The sequence below is a fragment of the Corynebacterium sp. UMB2355A genome (assembly GCF_033877495.1).
GTDB classification, from domain to species: domain Bacteria; phylum Actinomycetota; class Actinomycetes; order Mycobacteriales; family Mycobacteriaceae; genus Corynebacterium; species Corynebacterium pseudogenitalium.
In genome coordinates this window covers 112,708-134,066 of record NZ_CP138855.1, presented here as the reverse complement: position 1 = coordinate 134,066, position 21,359 = coordinate 112,708, and the positions used below count along the sequence as shown (strand labels likewise).

The window sequence follows — 21,359 nt, the reverse complement described above, 5'->3', positions numbered from 1 at the left end:
CGCCTACGATGGGCATATGACTTTCTTCGGTAGCGACACATTTGAACGTCGACGCGCAGCAGCCTGCAAATTTCTTGCGGCAAATCACCTGCGCGCCGTGATCATCGGCCCTGGCCCGGAATTTGAATACCTGACCGGTACACAAATCGATACGCACAGAGGCTCTCCGCTATCGTGCTCACCGATGAAGGAAACGCTACCGTTGTCCTCCCCAGCACCGACGCTGGCTCCTTCCCCTCAGACGACCCGGCGCTCATCCCCATTGGGTGGCGCGATGGCGAAGACCCCTATGAAATTGTTTATAAACTCATCGCATCGCCTGCCGACAGCGCAACGCCTCCGATCATTGGCCTGGGCAGCACGCTCACCGCGGATCACGTGCTGGCTTTGCAGCGATACCCATTCAAGACCTGTCTTGCGCAGGACGCATTGTCTAGTCTGTTTATGGTCAAGGATGATGACGAGATTGCGCAATTGGCTCAGGCCGCCGAAGCAATCGACCGCGTTCATGCCCTCGTTCCCTCGCTACTTACCCCAGGTATTACCGAGCGCGCTGTGGCCGACGCACTGCACACGGCGATCCTGGAGGAGCACACCGCAGTAGACTTCATCATCGTCGGTTCTGGCCCCAACGGCGCAAACCCTCATCACGACTTCTCCGATCGAATCATTGAAGCAGGGGACATCGTCGTCGTCGATATCGGAGGGACGATCGCGAGCGGCTACCACTCCGACTGCACGCGAACGTATCTTGTCGAAGGAGCACCGGGTAGCCAAGAGCAGCTCGATGCCTACAAAGTGCTTTTGCAAGCGCAACAGGCAGCTTGCGACGCCGCTCGGCCTGGAATGCGAGCAGAAAAGCTCGACGCGGTTGCGAGGAACATTATCTCCGAGCACGGGTACGGCGAGTGGTTTACGCACCGAATCGGGCACGGCATTGGGTTGGCTGGCCACGAACCGCCGTTCCTGGTCACCGGCAATGATCTCGTCCTAGATGAAGGAATGGTCTTTTCCATCGAACCAGGAATTTACAAACCAGGCAGCTGGGGAATGCGTATCGAGGACATAGTGCATCTTCAGGCAGACGGTGCACACTCGCTGAACACCAGGCCAAAGACTTTGCAGCCCCACCCGCGAGACACTCCGAAGATCTAGGAAAGCACATACATGGAGTTCGGCTTAACTCTTCGCACACTGCTGCCGCTTAGCGTTGACCTCACGCATTCACATTCGATCACGGATGCGGAGTATGGCAAAGCAACCTGGGCAGTCGGCGCTCCTCCTGGCACATTGTTGCAAGCAACGCCGATTCGTCCTATAGGGCTGCAGTACAGGCTCAATCGTGCCAACGCATTCAGAATTGAATACACCACGACCGACGAGCGGGAACGCGTGATGTCTGCTACCGGCGCGGTGTTCCTCAGCAAGCGTCCCTGGCATGGCAATGGACAGCGTCCAACCGTCGCGTTCGCCCCCTCCACCCAAGGCGTTGCCCCGGCATGTGACCCTTCTTACTCCTGCACAGTGGGACTTCGACTTCGACGCAAACCACTGGACCTTATCGCTGCCTACGAGCAGCCTGCGATCAACATGTTGCTCGCCGCGGGAGCAAATGTCGTGTTGACGGACTATCCACGAGATCCCGAAGACAATGTGCAGCTCTATTGCTTCCACCGCGCAGCAGCCCACGCACTCGCCGATGCAGTTCGCGCCAGCGTAGGCCTAGGCTGCAGCGTCGAAAAGCTTGGTCTCTGGGGTTTTTCTCAGGGCGGGGGCGCCGCAGCTTCATGGTTAGAGCAACCCGAGTACGCGCCGGAACTACATCTGCGTGCCGCAGTCGTCGGAGCACCACCTGCAGATCTGCTTGCGATGCTCGACCGCATCGATGGGACGCTTCCGTCCATCATGATTCTTTACGCAGTCGCCGCCCTTCTAGCATCCGACCCAGAGATCACGGAAGAGCTGATGCCCCACCTCAGCCCCGTTGGTATGTCCGCTGTCATCCTTGATGCGAACATCTGTGCAGTGGGCGCGGTCCTCCGACATGCTTGGGCAAGCACCGTACACTGGACGGCAGCAGGTATCCCAATGTCTACGCTCCTCGAGGATCTTCCGAAAACAGCCGCAGCGCTCGACGATCACGCATTAGGTACTCGTACACCACTCAATATCCCACTCAGACTGTGGGGCAGTAAGCACGACGACATCGTCCCGTGGCAAGTGGTCGCCGAACTAGGGGAGAGGTGGGATAGACCCGTTCAAATGCGAAAACTTCCCAAGCTTCCGGGAAGAACTGGCATCAACCACTTCGCCCCATACTTCCAGCACCTCCGAAAGGACGTCCTGTGGCTATTAAGCCAGCTAGAATCCTCAGGCAAGTAACCGTGTAGTCCGGCTAAGATGGTCGGCATGCCAATCTACATTTTGACGTATTTCCTCGTAGAAGCGCTGGCGTTTTTCCTTGTCGCGAAGTCAATCGGCGTTGGCTGGGCTTTGCTGGCAATCTTCGCGCTGATGGTGCTAGGCGGTGCACTGGCGACGCTCACGCTCCGCGGCGAACTCGCAAAGGCGGCACGTGGCAAAACATCTGTAGGGAAGCTAGCAGGCGACTCTGCGCTTCTCATGGTTGGCTGGGCTTTTTGCATTATCCCGGGCTTCGTTTCTTCAATCCTGGGGTTCTTCTTGGTCTTCAGCCCTACTCGCTCGATACTCCGAAACCACCTTTCACGCTCTCTGCGGCAACGCGTGGAAAATGTTGGAATCAGGATGTACGAATCGACGCCGATGTCCCGAAACTCTGCTTCCTACGGCTCGTTCACGCGGCCAACTCCTGAGCGTGGGGCCAGCGACGATGAGCACCCCGTCATTGACACGGATGAAATTGAAGACTGGCTCTACGAAGAGCACAAACGCCGATCAGAAGGTGGGGAAGAGGGACCACGGTCGTGAATGCGTCACTCCGACTTGTCCTCGCGGTACTTTCCGGCGTTGCGGTTGCGTTCTCCTATGAGCCGTTCGGGTACTGGTTCCTCGCAGTACTCGGCGTTGGTGCGTTCTACCTCGCTCTGATGCCGTGGAAACGTTTTGCTACAGCAGCGAAGCCATCGCCAAGTGCAGCATTTGGCTGCTTGCTCGGGTTTGCCCATGCCGCCACGTGCTACTTGATCCTCCTGCCCTGGATCGGAGCATTCGTCGGCGCGATGCCCTACGTGGCGCTCGCTATCACGCTGGCGCTCTCAGCGCTTATCACTGGCGCGGTTGGCGTCCGCATTGCCCGTTGCCAGTATGGGTTCCTTGCTTTTCCATTTGTGTATATCGCGGTGGAGTTCCTCCGCTCGTCGCTTCCATTCGGCGGATTTTCCTGGGTCCGGCTGGCATGGGGGCAGGTCAATGGGCCTCTGGTGTGGCTATCTTCAATTGGTGGTCCAGCGCTAGTTTCTCTCGCCGCCTGTCTCGCTGGTGTAAGCCTCGTGACGTTTCTCATCACGCGTGGGAGAACCCGCAGGGTAGCTGCGTTAGGTTTCGCGCTCCCGATCGGGCTCGGAGGACTTATCAGCCCGAGTTTCGATGGCGAGGGGACAGAGGCTCAGACGGCACAGGGCAACTCCGTACTGGTCGCAGCGATTCAAGGCAATGTGCCGCGCCTCGGGCTTGACTTCAACGCTCAGCGCAGAGCCGTGTTACAAAATCACGTCGATGAAACTGTTCGCGCAGCGAATGATGCCCAAAAACAAGGTGAAAAGCTTGACCTCGTTATTTGGCCGGAGAACTCGTCGGACGTGAACCCGTTTCAAGATCCTTTGGCGGCGTCGTCAATCGAACGCGCTGTGAGCGCAGTAGGGGCACCGGTGCTGGTGGGGACGCTGACGCGCGACGAGGTCGGTGCGCGCAACACGATGGTCGTGTTTGACCCGGAAACAGGGCCAGACGAGACGCATCATAAACGCTTTTTGCAGCCGTTTGGCGAGTACATGCCAATGCGCGACTTCTTCCGGAAAATCACGGACCTCGTGGACCTCGCCAGCGATTTCAAGCCCGGCAATGGCCCAGGTGTCGTCCACATGGGAGGCATCCCTGTTGGGGTTGCCACATGCTATGAAGTGGCAGAAGACCCGGCGTACCGGATGGCAATTAATAATGGTGCGCAAATTCTCGCTACACCGACGAACAACGCGACTTTCGGGTTTAGCGATATGACCTATCAGCAGCTGGCGATGAGCAGGCTGCGTGCCATTGAAACGGATAGGGCAGTGGTTGTTGCAGCTACTTCAGGTGTGTCAGCAATCGTGCACCCTGATGGAACGGTGAGCCAAGAAACTTCTATATTTGAAGCTAACCACCTGATTGAACGCCTGCCACTACATACAACGCGGACATTTGCTGTGCGTTTTGGGGACTACCTCGAGGCTGCGTTCGTTTGGCTTGGGTTCATGCTCATACTCGGTGCAGCAGTCCGCCGACCCAGGGAGTATGCTAGACAACATTTGAACAACGGCGAGAAACGTTGCTGGAAAAGGAGCAGCCACCGTGGCGAATTCGACATTAGTGATCATCCCGACGTACAACGAGATTGAGAATCTTCCCCTCATTGTTGGCCGGGTTTTCGATGCAAACGATGATGTAGACATCCTTATTGTCGACGACAATTCTCCTGACGGAACGGGGCAGAAGGCCGACGAACTGGCAGAAGCGAATGATCGCCTGCACGTCTTGCACCGTGCTGGCAAGGAAGGGCTACTCGCCGCGTACCGCGACGGTTTCAACTGGGGACTCGAGCGTGACTATGAGGTTATCTGCCAGATGGACGCCGATGGCTCGCATGCACCTGAGGAGCTTCACCGCTTGTTGGAGGAGATCGAAAGCGGCGCAGACGTCGTAATCGGTTCGCGGTATGTGGACGGCGGGGAAGTTAAAAATTGGCCGAAGCAGCGCTACTTGCTTTCCAAGCTGGGAAACGCCTATGTTTCCCTTGCGCTGGGTGGCGATGTTCGCGACATGACCGCAGGTTACCGCGCTTTTCGACGCGAAGTCCTCGAGACCATCGATCTCCAGGAGTTGTCCAACAAGGGCTATATTTTCCAGGTCGATATGGCGCACAAGGCCGAGCTTGCCGGTTTCGACGTTCGCGAAGTACCGATTACATTCGAGGACCGCACGTTGGGCGAATCTAAGCTAGACGCAAGCTTCGCGACAACTTCTCTCTGGGAAGTCACCAAGTGGGGTGCCACCGAAAAGTTTGGCACCGCACGGGAGATGGCGAAAGAGGGATTCCGAATGCTCAGCTACGAGGCCAAGCGCTCTAAAGCAAACGAGCTGCTGAGCAAGGCGAACGACCTGCCTCAGCTCGCGGGCAACGTCGTAGAGGTTGCCAAGGAATTCATCGCTTCGAAGCGTAAGTAACTTCGCGTTGACAGTTAGACGAAAAGCGAGAAGCTACAGAATATGTGGCCTCTCGCCTTCGGGCTATAACTAGCTCTTACTTCTTGTTTTCTGCTGCTTGTTCTTTCGCCAAGCGCGCAGCAGCGCGACGACGTTTCCGCAGCTGTTCAAGGCGCTCTTCAAGCAGCACGTCGAGCTCTTCGATAGTACGGCGTTCGCGAAGCATATCCCAGTGAGTACGGGGTGGCTTCGTCGGCTTCGACTCGACGCCTTCGCCTTCCATAAGGGTGCCGAGCTGGCCGTTCTTGCACATCCATTCCTCTGGAATCTCTGCATCATCTGCGAACGGCACTTCGAAAATCTCGCCGTTCGGAGTGCGGTATCGCGCTTGCTGCCGAGGCGCGAGATCATGGTCTCGGTCCGTCTCGTAGCTCACAGCGCCCATTCGACTTCCGCGAAGAACACGATCAGCCATACTCAATTGTCCCTTCTAAACACATTTAAATGCAGTCGCCCTATTATAACGTTCACCTTTTAGATTTTGTTCCCGCAGTATTGAACCGGACATGCATTCCGTTCAAGGTGTGTATTAGGCTGACCCGTATGCCAGAAAGTGATGTGTACGCGAAGAGCGAATCGCCTACGTGTCAGTGGTGTGGCAAAGAAATGGCGCGGCAGCAGGGAAGAGGACGCCGCCGAAAATATTGCAGCCAGTCATGCAAGCAGCGTGCGTATGAACAGCGTAACTTTGTAGCCGGCACTGCGATTGATGAAGGGGCAGCCATCCTTAAACCGGAAACTGTGTCTATGCTCCGCGACAACCTTTTCGTTTTGCGTTGTACAGCGGAAGATATCCGGACAGCTGTGGATGAAGGTGCAAACCCGGATGAATTACGTAACATGTGTGACGAATTAATTGAATTAGCGCGAACAGTTGAGAAGTTGAGGTAAGTACCCATGAAGGAAGTGCAAGCTCCCAGCGACCGCAAGAAGAAGCTCTTGATGGTCATTGTTGCGGGAATTGCGGTGCTCGCGGTCCTGATCGCGATGATCCCATTGCTGCTCAACATGTTTGGTGGCGGTGGAGTCAAGACAGAAGGAATTGATACAGACCGACTTAAACCGGCGGACACTGACATCAACGGCGTTTGGAAGATCCAAAAGCGTCCTGGCGTCAACTCGACGTCCGTTGGGTTCACGTTCGATGAAGTTCTTCCTGGTGAAGCAAAGACGACCTCAGGATCGACGACAGGCGTTGAAGGCGAAGTACATATTGAGTCGGGTGTACTGCAATCTGGCGAAATCGTAGTCGACATGACGAATTTGACTACAGACAGCGATGTTCGAGACAACAACGTACGCCGGAAGATTCTTCACACGGATCAATACCCGACGTCAAGCTTCACGATCACCGAGCCGATTGATCTATCCAAGGTTCCATCAGACGGTTCCGCTGGAACCGTGAACGTGGTCGGAGACTTGACCATCCATGGCGAGACGAATCGCGTCACAGCACCTTTTGACGTAGCCCTGTCTGGCAGCCATCTCATCGTCGCGGGCGATGTACCGTTTGATAGAGCTGACTACGGCGTTGAGACGCCTGAATTTGTCGCAGCGAAGATTGCCGAGAGCGGGCTACTCAATATTCGCCTCAATATGACCAAGTAGACTGTCCAGAATTACCCGCCCAATTACGTCACGTTACGTTATTGGGCGGGCTTCCGCTATCTATATGCAAAGTTGTGGAAATGTCCGATAATGTACATTATGTCAACTAAGACACTCGACCCTTGCTTCTTATCGGCGCCCACCCCGGTGCTTCCGTACCAATACCGCCTGCGCCAGATCCAAGCCCCCTACGGATGCAACTGCTTCGCGAACCGCAAACTGCCAGAGCCATAGTCGGCGAAATACTTCGTCATAGCCATCGGCCGCGGCTTCACGGAGCCGCCCTTCAAACATTTGACGCTGCAAACGAATCGACAACCGAAGATGTTCCGGCGCACGGCTAATACTGATCGCTTGGAGATGCGTTTGCTGTTCAACTAGCTTCAGAAAATCGACTTCATATTGATACTCCATACCTGGCCATACATACGCACCAAGCACCTGAAGCGCACTCCGACACGCTCGGTTCACGGATTTTGATTGCACGCGACGTGCCATCACCGATTGCACACCGATACGCCCGCCTGGAAGTAGCATGCGGTCCATCGCGCGAAGGTACTGCACTTTATCGCGTTTCGGGCATGATTCAAGCTGACTAAATGAAACGATTGCATCATACGGCCCATGCTGCTGGGCCCATTGGGCGTCACCAAGTTTGCCCACGGCAACGCGCACATCGTTCGCAGCGCCATTAAGAATGAGGTATTCCCGAAGATGAGCGGCACTGTCATGGCTAATTGCGAGAGTATCAACCACCACTCCGCGCCCTATCGCGGCCAGAGCCACAGCACCTCCCGAGTTCGGATACTCGAGCATTCTCGTACCGCGCCCTGCACCGACTAGGTCCAGCAACTGCTGAGCGCTCCGCGCCTGTATATCGCCCAAGTCGGCTCGATCCGCATCGAGCGGTGCTTCGTAGGTGGTCACATCGATATAGCGGCGCTTCGCGCCACGCTGTTTGGCACGCTGCTCCGGGTAGGACTTGGTCAGTTTGCGCTCGGTAGTTGCGACACCTGTAGCGAAATGACCCTGGAAAGCACTCACACGATCGCCCGAAAAGTGCTGTACGAGAGAACTCGGCAGCATCGCTCCAACAGTTTCCGGCCGTGGCTTCCACGATGTACGGCGGGGTACGTAGCCCTGCCCCAGCAGCTTCGCAATGACTTCAACAAGTACATCCGATGAGGTCACTGACCACTCGCCTGCCATGTACCCCTCTGCCAGGCCTGTCCAGCCAGCAGCCGCGATTCGTTCAAAAAGCCGCTCATGGTTCACGAGAATGTCGGCGTCGTCACCAGAAAGCGTTACACCCGCGGCGTCACAGGCTCGAGCAAACTCGGCCTCTGCAAGCCTGGCGCGAGTTTTCAGAGCAAACCCATCCAACGGCTGCACTAGCCGTGGCCACTTTGTGGCGTCAACAGTGTGTAAATGCGTTGGTACTGGTTCAGGAATCGGCACGCTTCCCCACCTTACTTGGTCAAACTTTCAGCGGAGTTTTCGACGCTTCATCTCCAAAACCATACCGTTCTAACATTATGGGCGTACTATAAAGGGAAGAAAATTCAAACAGCTTTCCCAAGGAGCGACAATTTTATGACTCAGACACCATACCGCCCCGCTGGAAACCGCCATCACGTCGTGATCGTAGGTGCGGGGTTTGGTGGCATTAACGCTGCTCATGCACTCGCGGATGCAGACGTAGACATTACGATTATTAACCGCACAAACCACTTCATCTTCGCCCCTCTGCTCTATCAGGTAGCGACCGGTCTTCTGTCTGTCGGCGAAATTGCCTCTTCGGTTCGCCAGATTTTGGCAAGCCAGGACAACGTTCGCGTTGTGCGCGGCAATGTTGACGAGATCGATACCGCGAATCAGATCGTCACTGCTTCCGATGATGGTGCGTCGTCACAGTATGCCTACGACTCATTGATCCTCGCAGCGGGTGCAGGCCAGTCCTACTTCGGCAACGATCACTTTGCGGAGTTCGCACCTGGTTTGAAAACAGCCGATGACGCGCTCGAGGTGCGCGCACGCATTCTTGATGCCTTCGAGAAAGCTGAGCTAGCTACTTCCGCTGAAGAACGCGAACGGCTGCTCACTTTTGTGCTCGTCGGCGCCGGTCCAACTGGTGTTGAGCTCGCTGGACAGATCGCCGAGTTGGCGCACCGCGCATTTGCTGGAAGCCAGTACTCGTTCTCACCAGATCAGACCAAGATCCTTCTTATCGACGGCATGCCACAGGTTCTGCCACCATTTGGAAAGCGTCTTGGCCGGAAGGCGCAGCGCGAGTTGGAGAAGGCAGGCGTTACTGTCATCTTGAATGCCATTGTGACCAACGTCGACGCTGAAAGCGTCACGTACAAGAACACCCAGACCGACGAAGAGACCACTGTCTACACTCCAACGAAGATTTGGTCTGCTGGTGTCCAGGCTTCCCCGCTGGGCAAGCAGGTCGCCGAGCAAGCTGGTGTAGAGGCTGAACGTAACGGCAAGGTGCCGGTGAACGCCGACCTGTCCGTTGGTGAACTGTCGAATGTATTCATCGTGGGCGACATGATGAGCCGCGACCGCTTGCCGGGCGTCGCTCAGGTTGCAATCCAGTCCGGTGAATATGTCGGAAAGATTTTGAAGGCACAGGTTGAAGACGAGATTACGCCGGAACAGCGCGAGCCATTCTCCTACTTTGACAAGGGATCGATGGCTATCGTCACTCGCTTTAACGCTGTCGTGAAGATGGGCAAGGTAGAAATCGCTGGATTCTTGGGTTGGTTGATGTGGCTCTACGTCCACGTCTCATTCCTCACTGGACTGCGCAACCGCACTGTCACAGCGTTGACGTGGGTTTACAACGCTTTGAGCTCGAAGCGATACAACCTTCCGACGACACCCGGCCAACGCCACGCGAAATCCGAAAACTCAGAGAACTAAATGACTCTGCTGACGCGCCTCTCCCCTTTGTATACGGTTGGAGAGGCGCGTTCGTGTTCCGTTCTCGAAGGGCGTAGTATCTCGAGCGTTGTTGTATCCCTCGCCCTTGATTGGCGCGACGCAGGTAGTAAAGGGGGCCACTATGCCACCAAGGATCCCGTTGTCGAGGAAGTCGTCGAAAAGCACGCTTCAACCATCGCGCATACCGGTGAAGGTCCCTCTGGAACGCTCGATCGACTTTTGCAAAGTATTTGTCGACGGCAAGCGCGTCCCTGGCAACTATCGGATTCCACAGGCACTGCAGGTCGCACGGGAGCACGATAACGCGTTTGTGTGGGTCTCGTTGAAAGGTCCGACAGATGAGCAGATGACGAAGATCTCGTCGTTTTTCGACATTGACGATCTGATCGTTGACGACGTAGTCGATGCCCACCAGAGGCCAAAGGTTGAGCGCTACGATGAGCAGCTGTTCATGGTCGTGCGCTCGGTGTATTACCGCGACGATGAGGAAGTTGCGGATGCCCGTGAAATCATTTCCACTGGTGAAGTCCAAATTGTGACCGGTCCGAACTTTGCGATCACGATCCGGCACGGCGCACCACTGCCTGATTTGACTGGCAAACTAGAAAGCGAGGAGGAGCTTGCGGTGCTTGGCCCAAGTGCCGTCGCATGGGTGGTGTCCGACTACATCGTCGATAACTATTTGAAGGTCGCAGACAACCTGAGCCGCGACGTCGATGAGCTGGAAAACGAGGTGTTTACGCCTCGGCGAGACATTAACATTGACAAGATTTACAACTACAAACGTGAGATCTTGGAGATGCGCCACGCGATCGACCCACTTGCACCGGCGTTAAAGAATGGTTTGACCAACAACCGTGATCTGATGCGGAAAGCGCTCAGATCTTACTTCCGTGACGTGCAGGACAACGCGACGATCGTGAGTGACCACCTCTCAGGCTTCGATGAACGCCTTTCCTCCCTGCTTGACGCCTCGGTTGCGAAGGTTTCGATGCAACAGAACTCCGATATGCGTACGATATCTGCAGTAGTTGGTATGGCTGCGGCCCCGACCATGATTGCCGGTGTTTATGGCATGAATTTCGAGAATATGCCGGAATTGGCTTGGAAGTACTCCTACCCGGTGGTGCTCGGCGTAATGATCCTGACCATGGCACTGATGTATTGGTGGTTCAGGAAGAACCGCTGGCTTTAGGGTACGAGGAGCTTCAGATTCGTCAGGGCCACTAATTTGCCTCCGTGATGCATTTCGATGCGCCAGAGGTGGGTTCGCCGCCCGACATGAACTGGGCGCGCGGATGCTTCGATTCGCCCGTCACGGACGCTTCGTAGGAGGTCGGTGTTGTTGTTCATGCCGACAGCAGGTCTGCCAGCTGTCGCCATCGCTGCAACGGAACCTACCGTTTCCGCGAGACCGGCATAGACTCCCCCGTTGACGATCCCGGCAGGCTGAAGATGCTGGGGTCCGACGTCTATATGTGCAGTTACGCACTCTGGGCTACACGCCGTGATCACCATTCCGATCGTGTTGGCGTAACCGTTGTTGTATTCGTTGAGGATCCGCAATTCTTCCTCGTTGAGCTCGCGATCAACTTTTTCGAATAGAAAACTCATTCCGTTCTTTCCTCTCAGCAGCGTAGTATTGTCTGCATGACTACCACCGAGCATGATACGAATCAGTCCCAGACTCATCTCGCCCAGATCGGCGTTGTCGGTATGGCGGTGATGGGTTCGAACCTAGCACGTAATTTCGCCCGCAACGGACATACGGTTGCTATCTACAACCGGTCCCCTGAGAAGACTCGCGCCGTAATGGCCGAGCACGGGGATGAGGGCTCGTTTATCCCATCTGAAACGATTGAGGACTTTGTTGCCTCGCTGGAGCGTCCACGCCGTGCTGTCATCATGGTCCAGGCTGGCAAGGCTACGGATGCAGTGATCAATCAGCTCGTCGAAGCGATGGATGAGGGCGATATCATCATCGATGGCGGTAACTCGTTGTTCACCGATACGATCCGCCGTGAGAAAGAAGTCGCTGAAAAGGGGCGCCACTTCGTCGGCGCAGGTATCTCTGGCGGCGAGGAAGGTGCACTGCTTGGTCCTTCGATCATGCCTGGTGGTCCTGTCGAGTCATGGGAGGCGCTTGGCCCACTCCTTGAGGATATTGCCGCGAAAGTCGATGGCGTTCCGTGCGTGACCCACATTGGCCCAAATGGTGCCGGACACTTCGTCAAGATGGTGCATAACGGCATCGAGTACGCCGACATGCAGGTCATCGGCGAGGCATACCATTTGCTTCGCTACGCAGCTGGGTTGGAGCCGGCGGAGATCGCTGAAATCTTCTCCGAGTGGAATGAGGGTGACCTGGATTCCTACCTGATCGAGATCACCGCTGAGGTACTGAAGCAAGTCGATGAGCAAACAGGCAAACCGTTTGTCGACGTCGTTGTGGACGCGGCTGGCCAGAAGGGCACGGGTCGCTGGACTGTGAAGGAGGCCCTAGACTTGGGCGTCCCAGTCACTGGCATCGGCGAAGCAGTGTTTGCTCGTGCGCTTTCTTCTTCTACTGCGCAACGCACCGCGGCCTTGGAGGCCAACCTCCCTAGTGGCATAGAAGCTTCGTTCGCTGACCTTGGTCTGGACAAGGCGCAGTTCGTCGAGGATGTCCGGCGTGCTCTGTACGCCTCAAAGCTCGTTGCGTACGCGCAAGGCTTTGATGAAATTGCTGCGGGTTCCGAAGAGTACGACTGGGGTCTGAAGCCTGGTGAGCTGGCGAAGATTTGGCGTGGTGGCTGCATTATCCGCGCGAAGTTCCTCGACCGCATCACCGAGGCGTATGAGAAAAACCCTGAGCTGCCATCACTGTTGCTCGACCCTTACTTCCGCAATGAGCTGGAGGGCGGCGTCATTGATGCGTGGCGTCGCGTCGTCATAACGGCTACGCAGCTCGGGCTTCCGGTTCCGGTATTCGCGTCCTCGCTCTCCTACTACGATTCCTTGCGTGCAGACCGCTTGCCTGCGGCGCTGATTCAGGGACAACGTGATTTCTTCGGTGCGCACACCTACAAGCGCGTCGATATGGACGGCACGTTCCATATCGCGTGGTCTGGCGACCGCAAGGAGCTTCGTTACTAAGCGTGGCGATAGCACCTGACCGCAAAAAGGCACTAGGGTGTTTGCAATGAAAAGTTTTGCCGATCTCGGCCTTCCCCACCCCCTGGTGCGCGCGCTCAACGCAGAAGGAATTACTCGGCCGTTTCCAATTCAGGAAGCGGCTATTCCTGATGCCCTAGCAGGCAGAGACGTGCTTGGGCGTGGTCCGACCGGCTCCGGCAAGACTTTTACGTTTGGTTTGCCGATGTTGGCGCGTCTGAGTGGTGCGCCAAGTCAGCCTGGACGGCCCCGTGGACTTGTGCTCGCACCGACGCGTGAATTGGCAAGCCAGATTCAACAGCGATTGAACAGCCCCGCGAGCGCACAAGGCCTTCGCGTGCTGGATGTAGTTGGTGGCGTCAATATCAATACGCAGATCCGCGCTTTGGCGGCACCAGTCGACCTCTTGGTGGCGACACCGGGCCGTGCAGAGGATCTATTGCAGCGTGGCGTCCTCGATTTTCGGGCTCTGGAGATCGTCACGCTTGATGAAGCCGACCAGATGGCCGACATGGGCTTCATGCCTCAGGTCATCAAGCTTGTCGACCGAGCGCCAAAGGATTCCCAGAAGTTACTGTTTTCTGCAACGCTCGATGGCGATGTACAGAGAATCGTTGACAGGTACATGCATAATCCGGTTACGCACTCCACAGCTCCAGCGAAGTCAGCTGTAAAGACCATGAAACACTTCGTCCTGTTGTGTGGCAGCCGCGAGTCGCGCAATGCTCGAGTGCTGGAAATCGCCGCACGCGAAGGCAAGACGATCATGTTTATGCGCACGAAGCATGGTGTGGACAGGCAGGTGAAGAAGCTTCGTCGCGCCGGAGTTCACGCGCAGGGAATTCACGGTGACAAAGGTCAAGGTGCTCGAACTCGCGCACTAGAGGGGTTCGCTGATGGTTCAACTCCAGTCTTAGTTGCGACGGACATCGCAGCACGCGGAATCGACGTTTCGGGAGTCTCACTCGTTGTCCACATCGACCCGCCTGCAGAACACAAGGCATACTTGCACCGCGCGGGGCGTACAGCGCGTGCGGGCACTGAGGGCAACGTTGTTACGTTGGTCATGGATGAACAGCGTAAGGAGGTTCGCTCGCTTCTAAACAAAGCTGGAGTGCGAGCGACCGAAGTCCGGGCGCAGGAGCTTACACCTGAGGTCGTTGAGATCACCGGAGCTCGGCAGCCGTCTGGGAAGCCCCTGCCACCGCCTGGTGGCCAGCCACCACATCAGCGAAAGAACCACAACGCAACCAGGCGTTCGAAACGCCCCAGTGCGAATGCTCAACGACGACGGTCGACGGGAAGGAGCGGTAGGCGTCGGACGCCTCGGTCATAGTCGATGGATATAGTCATTTCAATCTTTGCTCTTTTGGGCTTCATCTTGTTGACGGCCTCAACGGGCCTGTTCGTTGCAATCGAGTTTGCAATGACAGGACTCGAGCGCTCAACTATCGATGAGCACGTCCGGGAGGTCGGCGACCGCACGGCGAAAGCCGTCGCTCGAGACCACGCGAACCTTTCGTTCGTGTTGTCAGGCGCGCAACTCGGTATTACCGTGACGACGCTCGCAGCTGGCTTCCTCGCCGAGCCGGTGTTGGGGAAGTTCTTCACCCCCCTGCTTGAGCTCGTTGGTCTGAGTGAAGCGGCCTCAACGACAGTAGCGCTGATCCTTGCGTTGGCGATTGCGACATTGCTCTCGATGGTTTTTGGCGAACTTGTTCCAAAGAACATGGCGATTACGGATCCGCTGAAGACTGCGCGGGTCGTGGTACCTCCTGTGAATGCGTTTAATACCGCAGCTGGTTGGTTTATTAAGTGGCTCAATTCTTCGGCGAACTGGGTTGTGCGAAAACTCGGGATTGAGCCAGCAGATGAGCTAGCCTCCGCTCGTTCTGGCCAAGAGCTGGGTGCGGTGGTCCGAAACTCGATGGAGTCTGGAGACCTTGACGCAGATACCGCAGCGGTGATCGACAGATCGCTGCAGTTCGGAGAGACCACCGCCGAAGCCGTGATGACGCCACGTTCAACCATTAATGCGCTTGACGCTGAGGACACCGTAGCGGATTTGATTGCGTTTGCACGTGAGACAGGCCATTCGCGCTTCCCCGTCCGCCGCGGTGACTTGGACGACACAATAGGCGTGGTCCACATCAAAGACGCCTTTTCGGTAGATAAGAAGCAGCGTGCAACCACCAAGCTGTCAACGCTGGCCAAGCCAGTTCCGTTTATCCCGGGGACGCTTGACGGCGATGCGGTGCTCAACAGGGTTCGTTCCGCGGGCTCACAGGTAGTGCTGGTTGCGGATGAGTTCGGCGGAACGCAAGGTCTGGTCACGATTGAGGACGTAGTCGAGGAGATCCTCGGTGAGGTGTACGACGAGTACGACGACCGCGAATCCGAGCGGGACTTTTTACACGTCGGAACGTCGTGGGAGATTTCTGGTTTGGTGCGGCTCGATGAACTGCAGGAGGAGCTCGGTTATGTTGCACCCGAGGGGCCTTACGAAACTCTTGGAGGACTGATTATGTCAGCACTTGGACATATCCCGACAGTTGGCGACAAAGTAGTGCTCCCCTCCGGCACAGCCGATTTCCAGGAACAGTTTGAAACAGGCAGCGCTGGCCACTGGCTCGCAAGGGTTTCCACAATGGATGATCGCAGGATCGACAGGGCAATTTTGAGTCCGATTTCTCCAGAGGAAGCAATCGAGTTTCAGAGGAGGTCAGCACAGTGAATATTTGGGTAGCATTCCTTCTCATTTTGGTCCTGCTGGCGCTCAACGCGTTCTTCGTTGCGTCCGAGTTCGCACTCGTGTCCTCCAGGCGCGATCGATTGGAGTCAATGCAGGCACAAGGCAAGACAAATGTTACTGGCGTGCTGTACGCGACGGAACACCTCTCGATTTACCTCGCAGGTGCCCAACTGGGCATCACCATCGCGTCGCTCGTGCTCGGTAAGGTCGCTGAGCCTGCGGTTGCACACTATGTTGAAGTTCCGTTTCTCGCGATGGGGTTGCCGGGTGAGTGGCTGCATCCTGTTTCCTTCGTGATTGCGCTGGCGTTCATCTCCTTCTTGCATATTTTGTTCGGCGAGATGGTGCCGAAGAACATTGCGATTGCCGGACCAGAGTCAACTGCTGTTTGGCTTACCCCCGCTATGACGCTTTGGATGAAGGCCACGGGGCCGTTTATTCGCTTCTTGAACTGGGTAGCGCGTAAGACGCTGGCTCTGTTTGGTATTGAACAACGCGATGAGCTTTCATCCACTGTGGACCAGAAACAGCTGGCAAACATGATTCGTGAATCACGCGAAGAGGGTCTTCTTGACGCTGAGGAAACAGCTCGCCTTTCAAAGGCGCTGCGCTCTGAGTCGAGGAACCTCAAAGAGGTAATGATCCCGCTCGATCGTCTGACAACTATCCCGTTTTATCCTGAAGGCGTCGCGCTTTCGATTATCGAGCAAGCTGTACGTGAAACTGGATATTCGCGCTTCCCCGTTGCTAGGCCTTCCGGCATTCTCGTTGGGTATATTCACGTGAAGGACATTTTGGACCTGATGGAGTCCGATGAGGATGATCCACTGGTACCGGTGAGCCGCATCCGCCCATTGATGGTGATTGATGGCTCTGAGTCGCTGGATAGTGCGCTGACGTCGCTGCACCGTCGCTCTGCACACATGGCTCAGGTCCGCGATCAAGGTCGCCTCGTTGGCGTACTTGCTCTTGAGGACGTCATTGAGGAGTACGTGGGCACGGTCGCAGACTGGACCCACGAGAATTCATGATTCGTACGTTCCTGGAGTCAGCCGAATACGAGGCTCGGATCGCGTCGCATGAGGAACGTGCGGCCGGATTCGTCGAGCCACACCTAGCTCGCCGTCGTCGCGCACAGAAGCACCCGGTGTGGGACTTCCTGTTCGACTACTACAGGTTCCGCCCCACACACCTTAAGAAGTGGCATCCTGGCGCAAATACAGTGCTTCTCGACGCCTCTACGCTTCCTCAAGCTTCATGGCGCGACTACCAAGTTGTAGACAGCAGGCACGTGTGTGCAGACATCGCGTCGTTTCTTGCGCACCGTGAACACGACGTTCGGGAAATTGACGAACTACTTCGCGCGACAGCCTCTCGTTCGGCGCACTTTGACTGCTTCGGTTTGCATGAATGGGCAATGTTGTATCGCGAGGAACACCCTCGCCATGATCTTCCGCTTCGTCTCGGAGCAGACGGCACGAACTCAGTGGTTGAATCTCATCAGCTTCGATGCAGCCACTTCGACGCGTTTCGTTTCTTTACTCCCCCAGCTCGCCCCCTCAACGTTGTGGCGTTGCGGAGGGAAGACCAGGTATCGAGAGAACAACCAGGCTGTGTGCACGCCACCATGGATCTGTTTAATTGGGCTTTGAAACTTGGCCCATTGGTCCCTGGCGAGCTCCTCCTTGACTGTTTCGAATTGGCCAAGGACGCGCGTCGCCTCGATATGGAGGCATCCCCGTACGACTGCCGGGAACTCGGCTTCGACATCGTTCCTGTGGAGACTACTGAGGGAAAAGCCATGTACGTGCAGCGCCAACGAGCGCTCAGCGCACGTGGAGAAGAATTACGCTCCCGGCTCGTCGCTCTCCTCGACGTAGTTCTAGGGCGATAGACTGTTTGACAACGCTAGACGGGTTGTACACGAAGTAAGGACGGTATTGGCATGGGCCGACATTCTGATGGCAAGAGTAACTATCGCTTGTCCGGTGGAGCGATCCTGGTCATTCTGGTCGCGCTCGCTGTGATTTTGAGTGCCATTTTGATGATGAAGCTGAAGCCAGAACAGTCCGATGATGCTTCTGAAGCACAGTGCGTGTCTGGAGAACTCTCACTGCCAGTAGCGTCTACGGAACGATCGGTCGGTGAAGCGATCGTAGCCGCGTACAACGAGTCGCACCGTGTTGTGCGGGACTACTGTATACAGGCAGAGCTCGTCGATAAGGTCGAGGACGCAGCTATCCTTCTCGCTCCGGAAACCGCGAACCCAGACGCCGTACTTAGGAACGCAAAACGCTCGGCGGCGGTACCTGACCCACAGATTGTTTACGCGGCGCCTCTCGGCGTGGAGGGGCAAACTTCTACTGATCCAGCGACACTTAAGCTGGAGTCAGTGCGATTTGTGTTGCCTGAACGCTCGGATGCCTCTGTTGCTGTTGCGTCATTGCTTGCCAAAGATGAGGCAGGCGCCGTAGATGTCCTACAACAGCAGGCAGTGGAAGATATAGAGTCAATCCAAGATGAACAGAGTCTATACGCAGCAGCTATTGAACAAGCATCCGGTGACCGGGTTTTCACATCGCTAGATGCAGTTTTGAACTACGTCGGTATACCGCTGAACAGTACTGATAACGTCGATGAGAATAAGTCTCGCGCCGGGCAGGACCTCATGAAGTACGCGGCGTCAACGTTGAAAACTGATAGCAAATCACAGGTGGTTGATGTCCCTGATCAGGTTTGGTCCCAGGTGGCAGAAATTCCGGTCGATGAAACAGAAAAGGAACAGAAAGAAGTTGGTTCCGAAAACCAACAGCAAGCTCTGGACACGTTATTCCTGTACGATACGTCAGATGCGATGCAGCCTTTCAAGCCAGCAGTCGACACCGCGATACGCGATGCTGCATACCGTGTCACCGAATCTGGCCATCAAGTAGCGCTTTGGAACTACTCTTCCCCACTGAACCCTGGTGTAACGAAGGGTTGGCGCAGCAACATTGCTATGACCAGTGATGCCGAGGACGTCGCATACACCGCCAGCTTGCTTGGCACCGGTGGTGCTCCGCAGACTCGTGAAGCGCTCTTCGCTGCTGCCGATGCCATGCGTGAGCTCGATCGCGATATTCGCATCGTGTTGATTACCACCGGCACAGCCGATGATGATGGTTCACCACAGGCGGCAGCAGCACTGCAGGACCGGCTCGGTGAGCGAATCAAGCTTGACGTCGTTCGTGTAGGCGATAGCCCTGCAGATACGGCTGTGACAGATGTCGCATCCGTGGTGAAAGAGGCTCCATCCGCTGAGCAGGTCAGTGCCGCTCTGACCGCCGTTGTGGACTAACCACTTGCGCTAGACCCACAGCAGTACGAAAGGCTGCAGCCCCGCCGGGGAGTAAACGGCGGGGCTGCAGCCTTTCAGAACTCTCTAGGAAGATTTACGACGGCGACGATCTGCGAGTTCATCGAACCCGGCAGGCTGAGGGTCATTGAGTTCGGGATTGATGGTTTCTGCTGGGAAGTCAGCAATTGTGCCAGTCAGATCCTTCATAATCTGCGGGACCGCGATACCAAAGACACCCTGGCCGCCGCCGAGAAGGTCAATGACCTCCTCGTTGCTACGGCACTCGTACACCGTAGCGCCATCAGAAACCAACGTGATCTCGGCGATGTCATTCACACCCCGGTTACGGAGCTTATCCACGGCAAGGCGAATGTTCTGCAGCGAGATCCCGGTATCCAAGAGACCTTTCACGATCTTCAAAACCAGAATGTCCTTGAAGGAGTAGAGACGCTGGGAGCCGGAGCCCTTTGCGCCACGGATTGAAGGCTTCACCAAGTCAGTGCGCGCCCAGTAATCGAGCTGGCGGTACGTGATGCCTGCTACCTGGCATGCAATCGGAACTCGGTACCCCACTTCGTCAGAAGGCCCGATATCAAACAGCGTTTCCTGAACAGGCCCTTCCACTGCGGAAAGTTCAAGCTCTTGTTGCAGATCGCTCATTTTCCATACTCCCGTTTTCTATTGTCTCGGCTAACAGTATTTGTACCGATAGCTTAGGCATTTGACTCTATCAGCTCGGGCCGACACGCCGAAGTCTCAACCTTTACTTTACATTGAGGGAGGTTTAGTTGGCAGCCCCGTCTCCATCTTCATCATCGGAAGTAAAAAGATCATCCGCGCCAAGGCTCTTCATCAGCTGCTCAAAATCGCGGTCTGCTTCTGGGTCACCGCTTGCGGAAACACTTCCGTCTTCAGCGTCCCCTTCGACAACTGGAAGATCAAGGTCAAAGATACCTTTCGCATCTGCCGCGGAAATCCGTATGCCGGCTTGCCGCAAAACCTGCGGGTCAACCTCGAGAGCAATATCCCCTGTCCAAGCCAAAAGCAGCGCGTCGGACATGCTCGTGTCTACTTTGCTGCCAGTACTCAGCAACACCTCGGCATGAAACACGCCTTCGTAATAGCTCGCAATGCGCACGGCCTGCACTTGAGCGCCGAGATCCTTTAGCGTTTCCAAATACGTTTCGTAAATACTCGGGTTCAGGGGGCCTACATCATCAATGAGTGCGGCCAGCTTGCCTCCAGAAAATGGAGAAAGCCAAATTGGCAGGAATAGGTTCTGCTCTGGTGCGTGCAGCAACGCGCACAGAAAGTGTTCCGGGCCGACCGGGTAGACCCCGAGCAAATACAGCGACCGCATCTCAGCGCCCAGAATTTCGCAGCTCGTTCTTGAGCAGCGAAGCGTGCAATGATACGACCAGGGCGGAAAGCTGCTGCCCGAGTTCTTCCGCTTGCTGTGCTGAATTTTCCTTACCGGACTTCGCAACGGGTTCCGTTACTTGAGAGATGAGATCAGCCTGGCGACGAGCCATAGTCCGCAGCGTCTTGAGGTGGCGAGAATCCAAACCGAATTCCGCTAGCGCCATGGCTGCAGTAACCACGCGGACGTCGTCGGCGGTGAAATGACCAGCCACATCAGGGACGATCAATCCATCACGCACGAACTCGTCGACAAGTTCTTGGTCTGCTTGAGCCTGCTCGGCAACGTCTCGGTCGCTCAAGTGTGTCGAAGTTGGTGCTCGGAAGCTATCTGGAGAAACTAGTGGATCAGCTTCGCTCACGCTCATGATCGCGGTGACCTGACCGGAATCCATGGCCTCGAGCTGCTCGCGGATCACCTTTAAAGGAAGGTAATTGTCTCGCTGGGTAACCAAGATGTAGCGAAGTCGCTCGACATCATCACTTGTAAAGCGCCGGTATCCGGACGCAGTGCGCTGTGGAGTGATCAGGCCTTCGGACTCAAGAAAGCGAATCTTCGACACAGTCACATCAGGGAACTCTTCCCGCAACTGTTTCAGGACAACACCAATAGACATGGTCTTTGTCCCTGACGGGGCGACGGTGGCTCCCATTTGCTCTGTAGCAGCTCGACGTATTGCACTCACGGTGATGATTAAT

At 56.0% G+C, this 21,359-nt stretch carries 20 protein-coding genes and 1 pseudogene; 15 read left to right on the top strand and 6 right to left on the bottom strand.

Annotated elements, in window-relative coordinates; genetic code table 11:
• Positions 1–16 precede the first annotated feature (16 nt).
• From R0V12_RS00655 to R0V12_RS00635, 5 genes and pseudogenes are all read left to right on the top strand, one after another.
• Positions 17–1,155: pseudogene (locus R0V12_RS00655) on the top strand (M24 family metallopeptidase).
• A gap of 12 nt (positions 1,156–1,167) precedes the next feature.
• The gene (locus R0V12_RS00650; RefSeq protein WP_320072669.1) at positions 1,168–2,382 is read left to right on the top strand and encodes a lipase family protein; all 1,215 of its coding nucleotides are present in this window, start codon (positions 1,168–1,170) and stop codon (positions 2,380–2,382) included.
• Between the two features lie 27 nt (positions 2,383–2,409).
• On the top strand, positions 2,410–2,949 hold the full coding sequence (locus R0V12_RS00645) for an FxsA family protein (RefSeq protein WP_070363522.1): 540 nt from the start codon (positions 2,410–2,412) through the stop codon (positions 2,947–2,949).
• The gene (gene lnt, locus R0V12_RS00640) at positions 2,946–4,574 is read left to right on the top strand and encodes an apolipoprotein N-acyltransferase (RefSeq protein WP_070477141.1); all 1,629 of its coding nucleotides are present in this window, start codon (positions 2,946–2,948) and stop codon (positions 4,572–4,574) included. Before R0V12_RS00645 ends, lnt begins: the two co-directional genes overlap by 4 nt.
• Positions 4,528–5,400, top strand: a complete 873-nt coding sequence (locus R0V12_RS00635; protein ID WP_083290780.1) for a polyprenol monophosphomannose synthase — start codon at positions 4,528–4,530, stop codon at positions 5,398–5,400. The genes lnt and R0V12_RS00635 overlap by 47 nt, the downstream gene beginning before the upstream one ends.
• 76 nt (positions 5,401–5,476) lie before the next feature.
• On the opposite strand, the gene R0V12_RS00630 is transcribed toward R0V12_RS00635, so the two are convergent.
• Positions 5,477–5,854 (bottom strand): RNA polymerase-binding protein RbpA, encoded by a 378-nt coding sequence (locus R0V12_RS00630; RefSeq protein ID WP_070477143.1) that lies wholly within the window; start codon positions 5,852–5,854, stop codon positions 5,477–5,479.
• Between the two features lie 128 nt (positions 5,855–5,982).
• Here R0V12_RS00630 and R0V12_RS00625 point away from each other — a divergent pair, with 128 nt between their 5' ends.
• On the top strand, positions 5,983–6,330 hold the full coding sequence (locus tag R0V12_RS00625) for a hypothetical protein (protein ID WP_071572633.1): 348 nt from the start codon (positions 5,983–5,985) through the stop codon (positions 6,328–6,330).
• 6 nt (positions 6,331–6,336) lie between these two features.
• Positions 6,337–7,047: a YceI family protein gene (locus R0V12_RS00620; protein ID WP_070477145.1), complete on the top strand. Its 711-nt coding sequence runs from the start codon at positions 6,337–6,339 to the stop codon at positions 7,045–7,047.
• A 129-nt stretch (positions 7,048–7,176) separates the two neighbouring features.
• Here R0V12_RS00620 and R0V12_RS00615 read toward each other — a convergent pair whose 3' ends face one another.
• Positions 7,177–8,505, bottom strand: a complete 1,329-nt coding sequence (locus R0V12_RS00615; RefSeq protein WP_284804733.1) for an SAM-dependent methyltransferase — start codon at positions 8,503–8,505, stop codon at positions 7,177–7,179.
• Between the two features lie 135 nt (positions 8,506–8,640).
• Here R0V12_RS00615 and R0V12_RS00610 point away from each other — a divergent pair, with 135 nt between their 5' ends.
• Together R0V12_RS00610 and R0V12_RS00605 are read left to right on the top strand one after the other, a co-directional pair.
• Positions 8,641–9,978 carry an NAD(P)/FAD-dependent oxidoreductase gene (locus R0V12_RS00610; protein ID WP_320072668.1) on the top strand — a complete coding sequence of 446 codons (1,338 nt, stop codon included), beginning with the start codon at positions 8,641–8,643 and terminating at the stop codon, positions 9,976–9,978.
• 142 nt (positions 9,979–10,120) lie between these two features.
• Positions 10,121–11,194 (top strand): magnesium and cobalt transport protein CorA, encoded by a 1,074-nt coding sequence (locus tag R0V12_RS00605; protein WP_070362481.1) that lies wholly within the window; start codon positions 10,121–10,123, stop codon positions 11,192–11,194.
• On the opposite strand, the gene R0V12_RS00600 is transcribed toward R0V12_RS00605, so the two are convergent.
• Positions 11,191–11,613 (bottom strand): PaaI family thioesterase, encoded by a 423-nt coding sequence (locus R0V12_RS00600; RefSeq protein ID WP_320072667.1) that lies wholly within the window; start codon positions 11,611–11,613, stop codon positions 11,191–11,193. The genes R0V12_RS00605 and R0V12_RS00600 overlap by 4 nt on opposite strands.
• 36 nt (positions 11,614–11,649) lie before the next feature.
• Here R0V12_RS00600 and gndA point away from each other — a divergent pair, with 36 nt between their 5' ends.
• From gndA to R0V12_RS00570, 6 genes are read left to right on the top strand one after another with little or no spacing between them, the layout of a single operon-like run.
• On the top strand, positions 11,650–13,134 hold the full coding sequence (gene gndA / locus R0V12_RS00595) for an NADP-dependent phosphogluconate dehydrogenase (RefSeq protein WP_284804736.1): 1,485 nt from the start codon (positions 11,650–11,652) through the stop codon (positions 13,132–13,134).
• A gap of 46 nt (positions 13,135–13,180) precedes the next feature.
• Positions 13,181–14,488, top strand: a complete 1,308-nt coding sequence (locus tag R0V12_RS00590) for a DEAD/DEAH box helicase (protein ID WP_070477214.1) — start codon at positions 13,181–13,183, stop codon at positions 14,486–14,488.
• 3 nt (positions 14,489–14,491) lie between these two features.
• Positions 14,492–15,886 carry a hemolysin family protein gene (locus R0V12_RS00585; RefSeq protein WP_070477150.1) on the top strand — a complete coding sequence of 465 codons (1,395 nt, stop codon included), beginning with the start codon at positions 14,492–14,494 and terminating at the stop codon, positions 15,884–15,886.
• Entirely contained in the window at positions 15,883–16,935 is a 1,053-nt protein-coding gene (locus R0V12_RS00580; protein ID WP_070477152.1) for a hemolysin family protein, read from the top strand. Before R0V12_RS00585 ends, R0V12_RS00580 begins: the two co-directional genes overlap by 4 nt.
• A complete protein-coding gene (locus R0V12_RS00575) occupies positions 16,932–17,798 on the top strand; it encodes a 3-methyladenine DNA glycosylase (RefSeq protein ID WP_320072666.1) in 867 nt (288 codons plus the stop codon). The genes R0V12_RS00580 and R0V12_RS00575 overlap by 4 nt, the downstream gene beginning before the upstream one ends.
• A 51-nt stretch (positions 17,799–17,849) precedes the next feature.
• Positions 17,850–19,241, top strand: a complete 1,392-nt coding sequence (locus tag R0V12_RS00570) for a hypothetical protein (RefSeq protein WP_320072665.1) — start codon at positions 17,850–17,852, stop codon at positions 19,239–19,241.
• A gap of 84 nt (positions 19,242–19,325) precedes the next feature.
• On the opposite strand, the gene R0V12_RS00565 is transcribed toward R0V12_RS00570, so the two are convergent.
• The 3 genes from R0V12_RS00565 to ftsR all read right to left on the bottom strand — a co-directional run bounded on the left by R0V12_RS00565 (position 19,326) and on the right by ftsR (position 21,346).
• The gene (locus R0V12_RS00565; RefSeq protein WP_070362489.1) at positions 19,326–19,901 is read right to left on the bottom strand and encodes a MerR family transcriptional regulator; all 576 of its coding nucleotides are present in this window, start codon (positions 19,899–19,901) and stop codon (positions 19,326–19,328) included.
• A 124-nt stretch (positions 19,902–20,025) separates the two neighbouring features.
• On the bottom strand, positions 20,026–20,601 hold the full coding sequence (locus tag R0V12_RS00560) for a bifunctional nuclease domain-containing protein (protein ID WP_320072664.1): 576 nt from the start codon (positions 20,599–20,601) through the stop codon (positions 20,026–20,028).
• A 1-nt stretch (position 20,602) separates the two neighbouring features.
• The gene (ftsR, locus tag R0V12_RS00555) at positions 20,603–21,346 is read right to left on the bottom strand and encodes a transcriptional regulator FtsR (protein WP_413774860.1); all 744 of its coding nucleotides are present in this window, start codon (positions 21,344–21,346) and stop codon (positions 20,603–20,605) included.
• Positions 21,347–21,359: the final 13 nt, after the last annotated feature.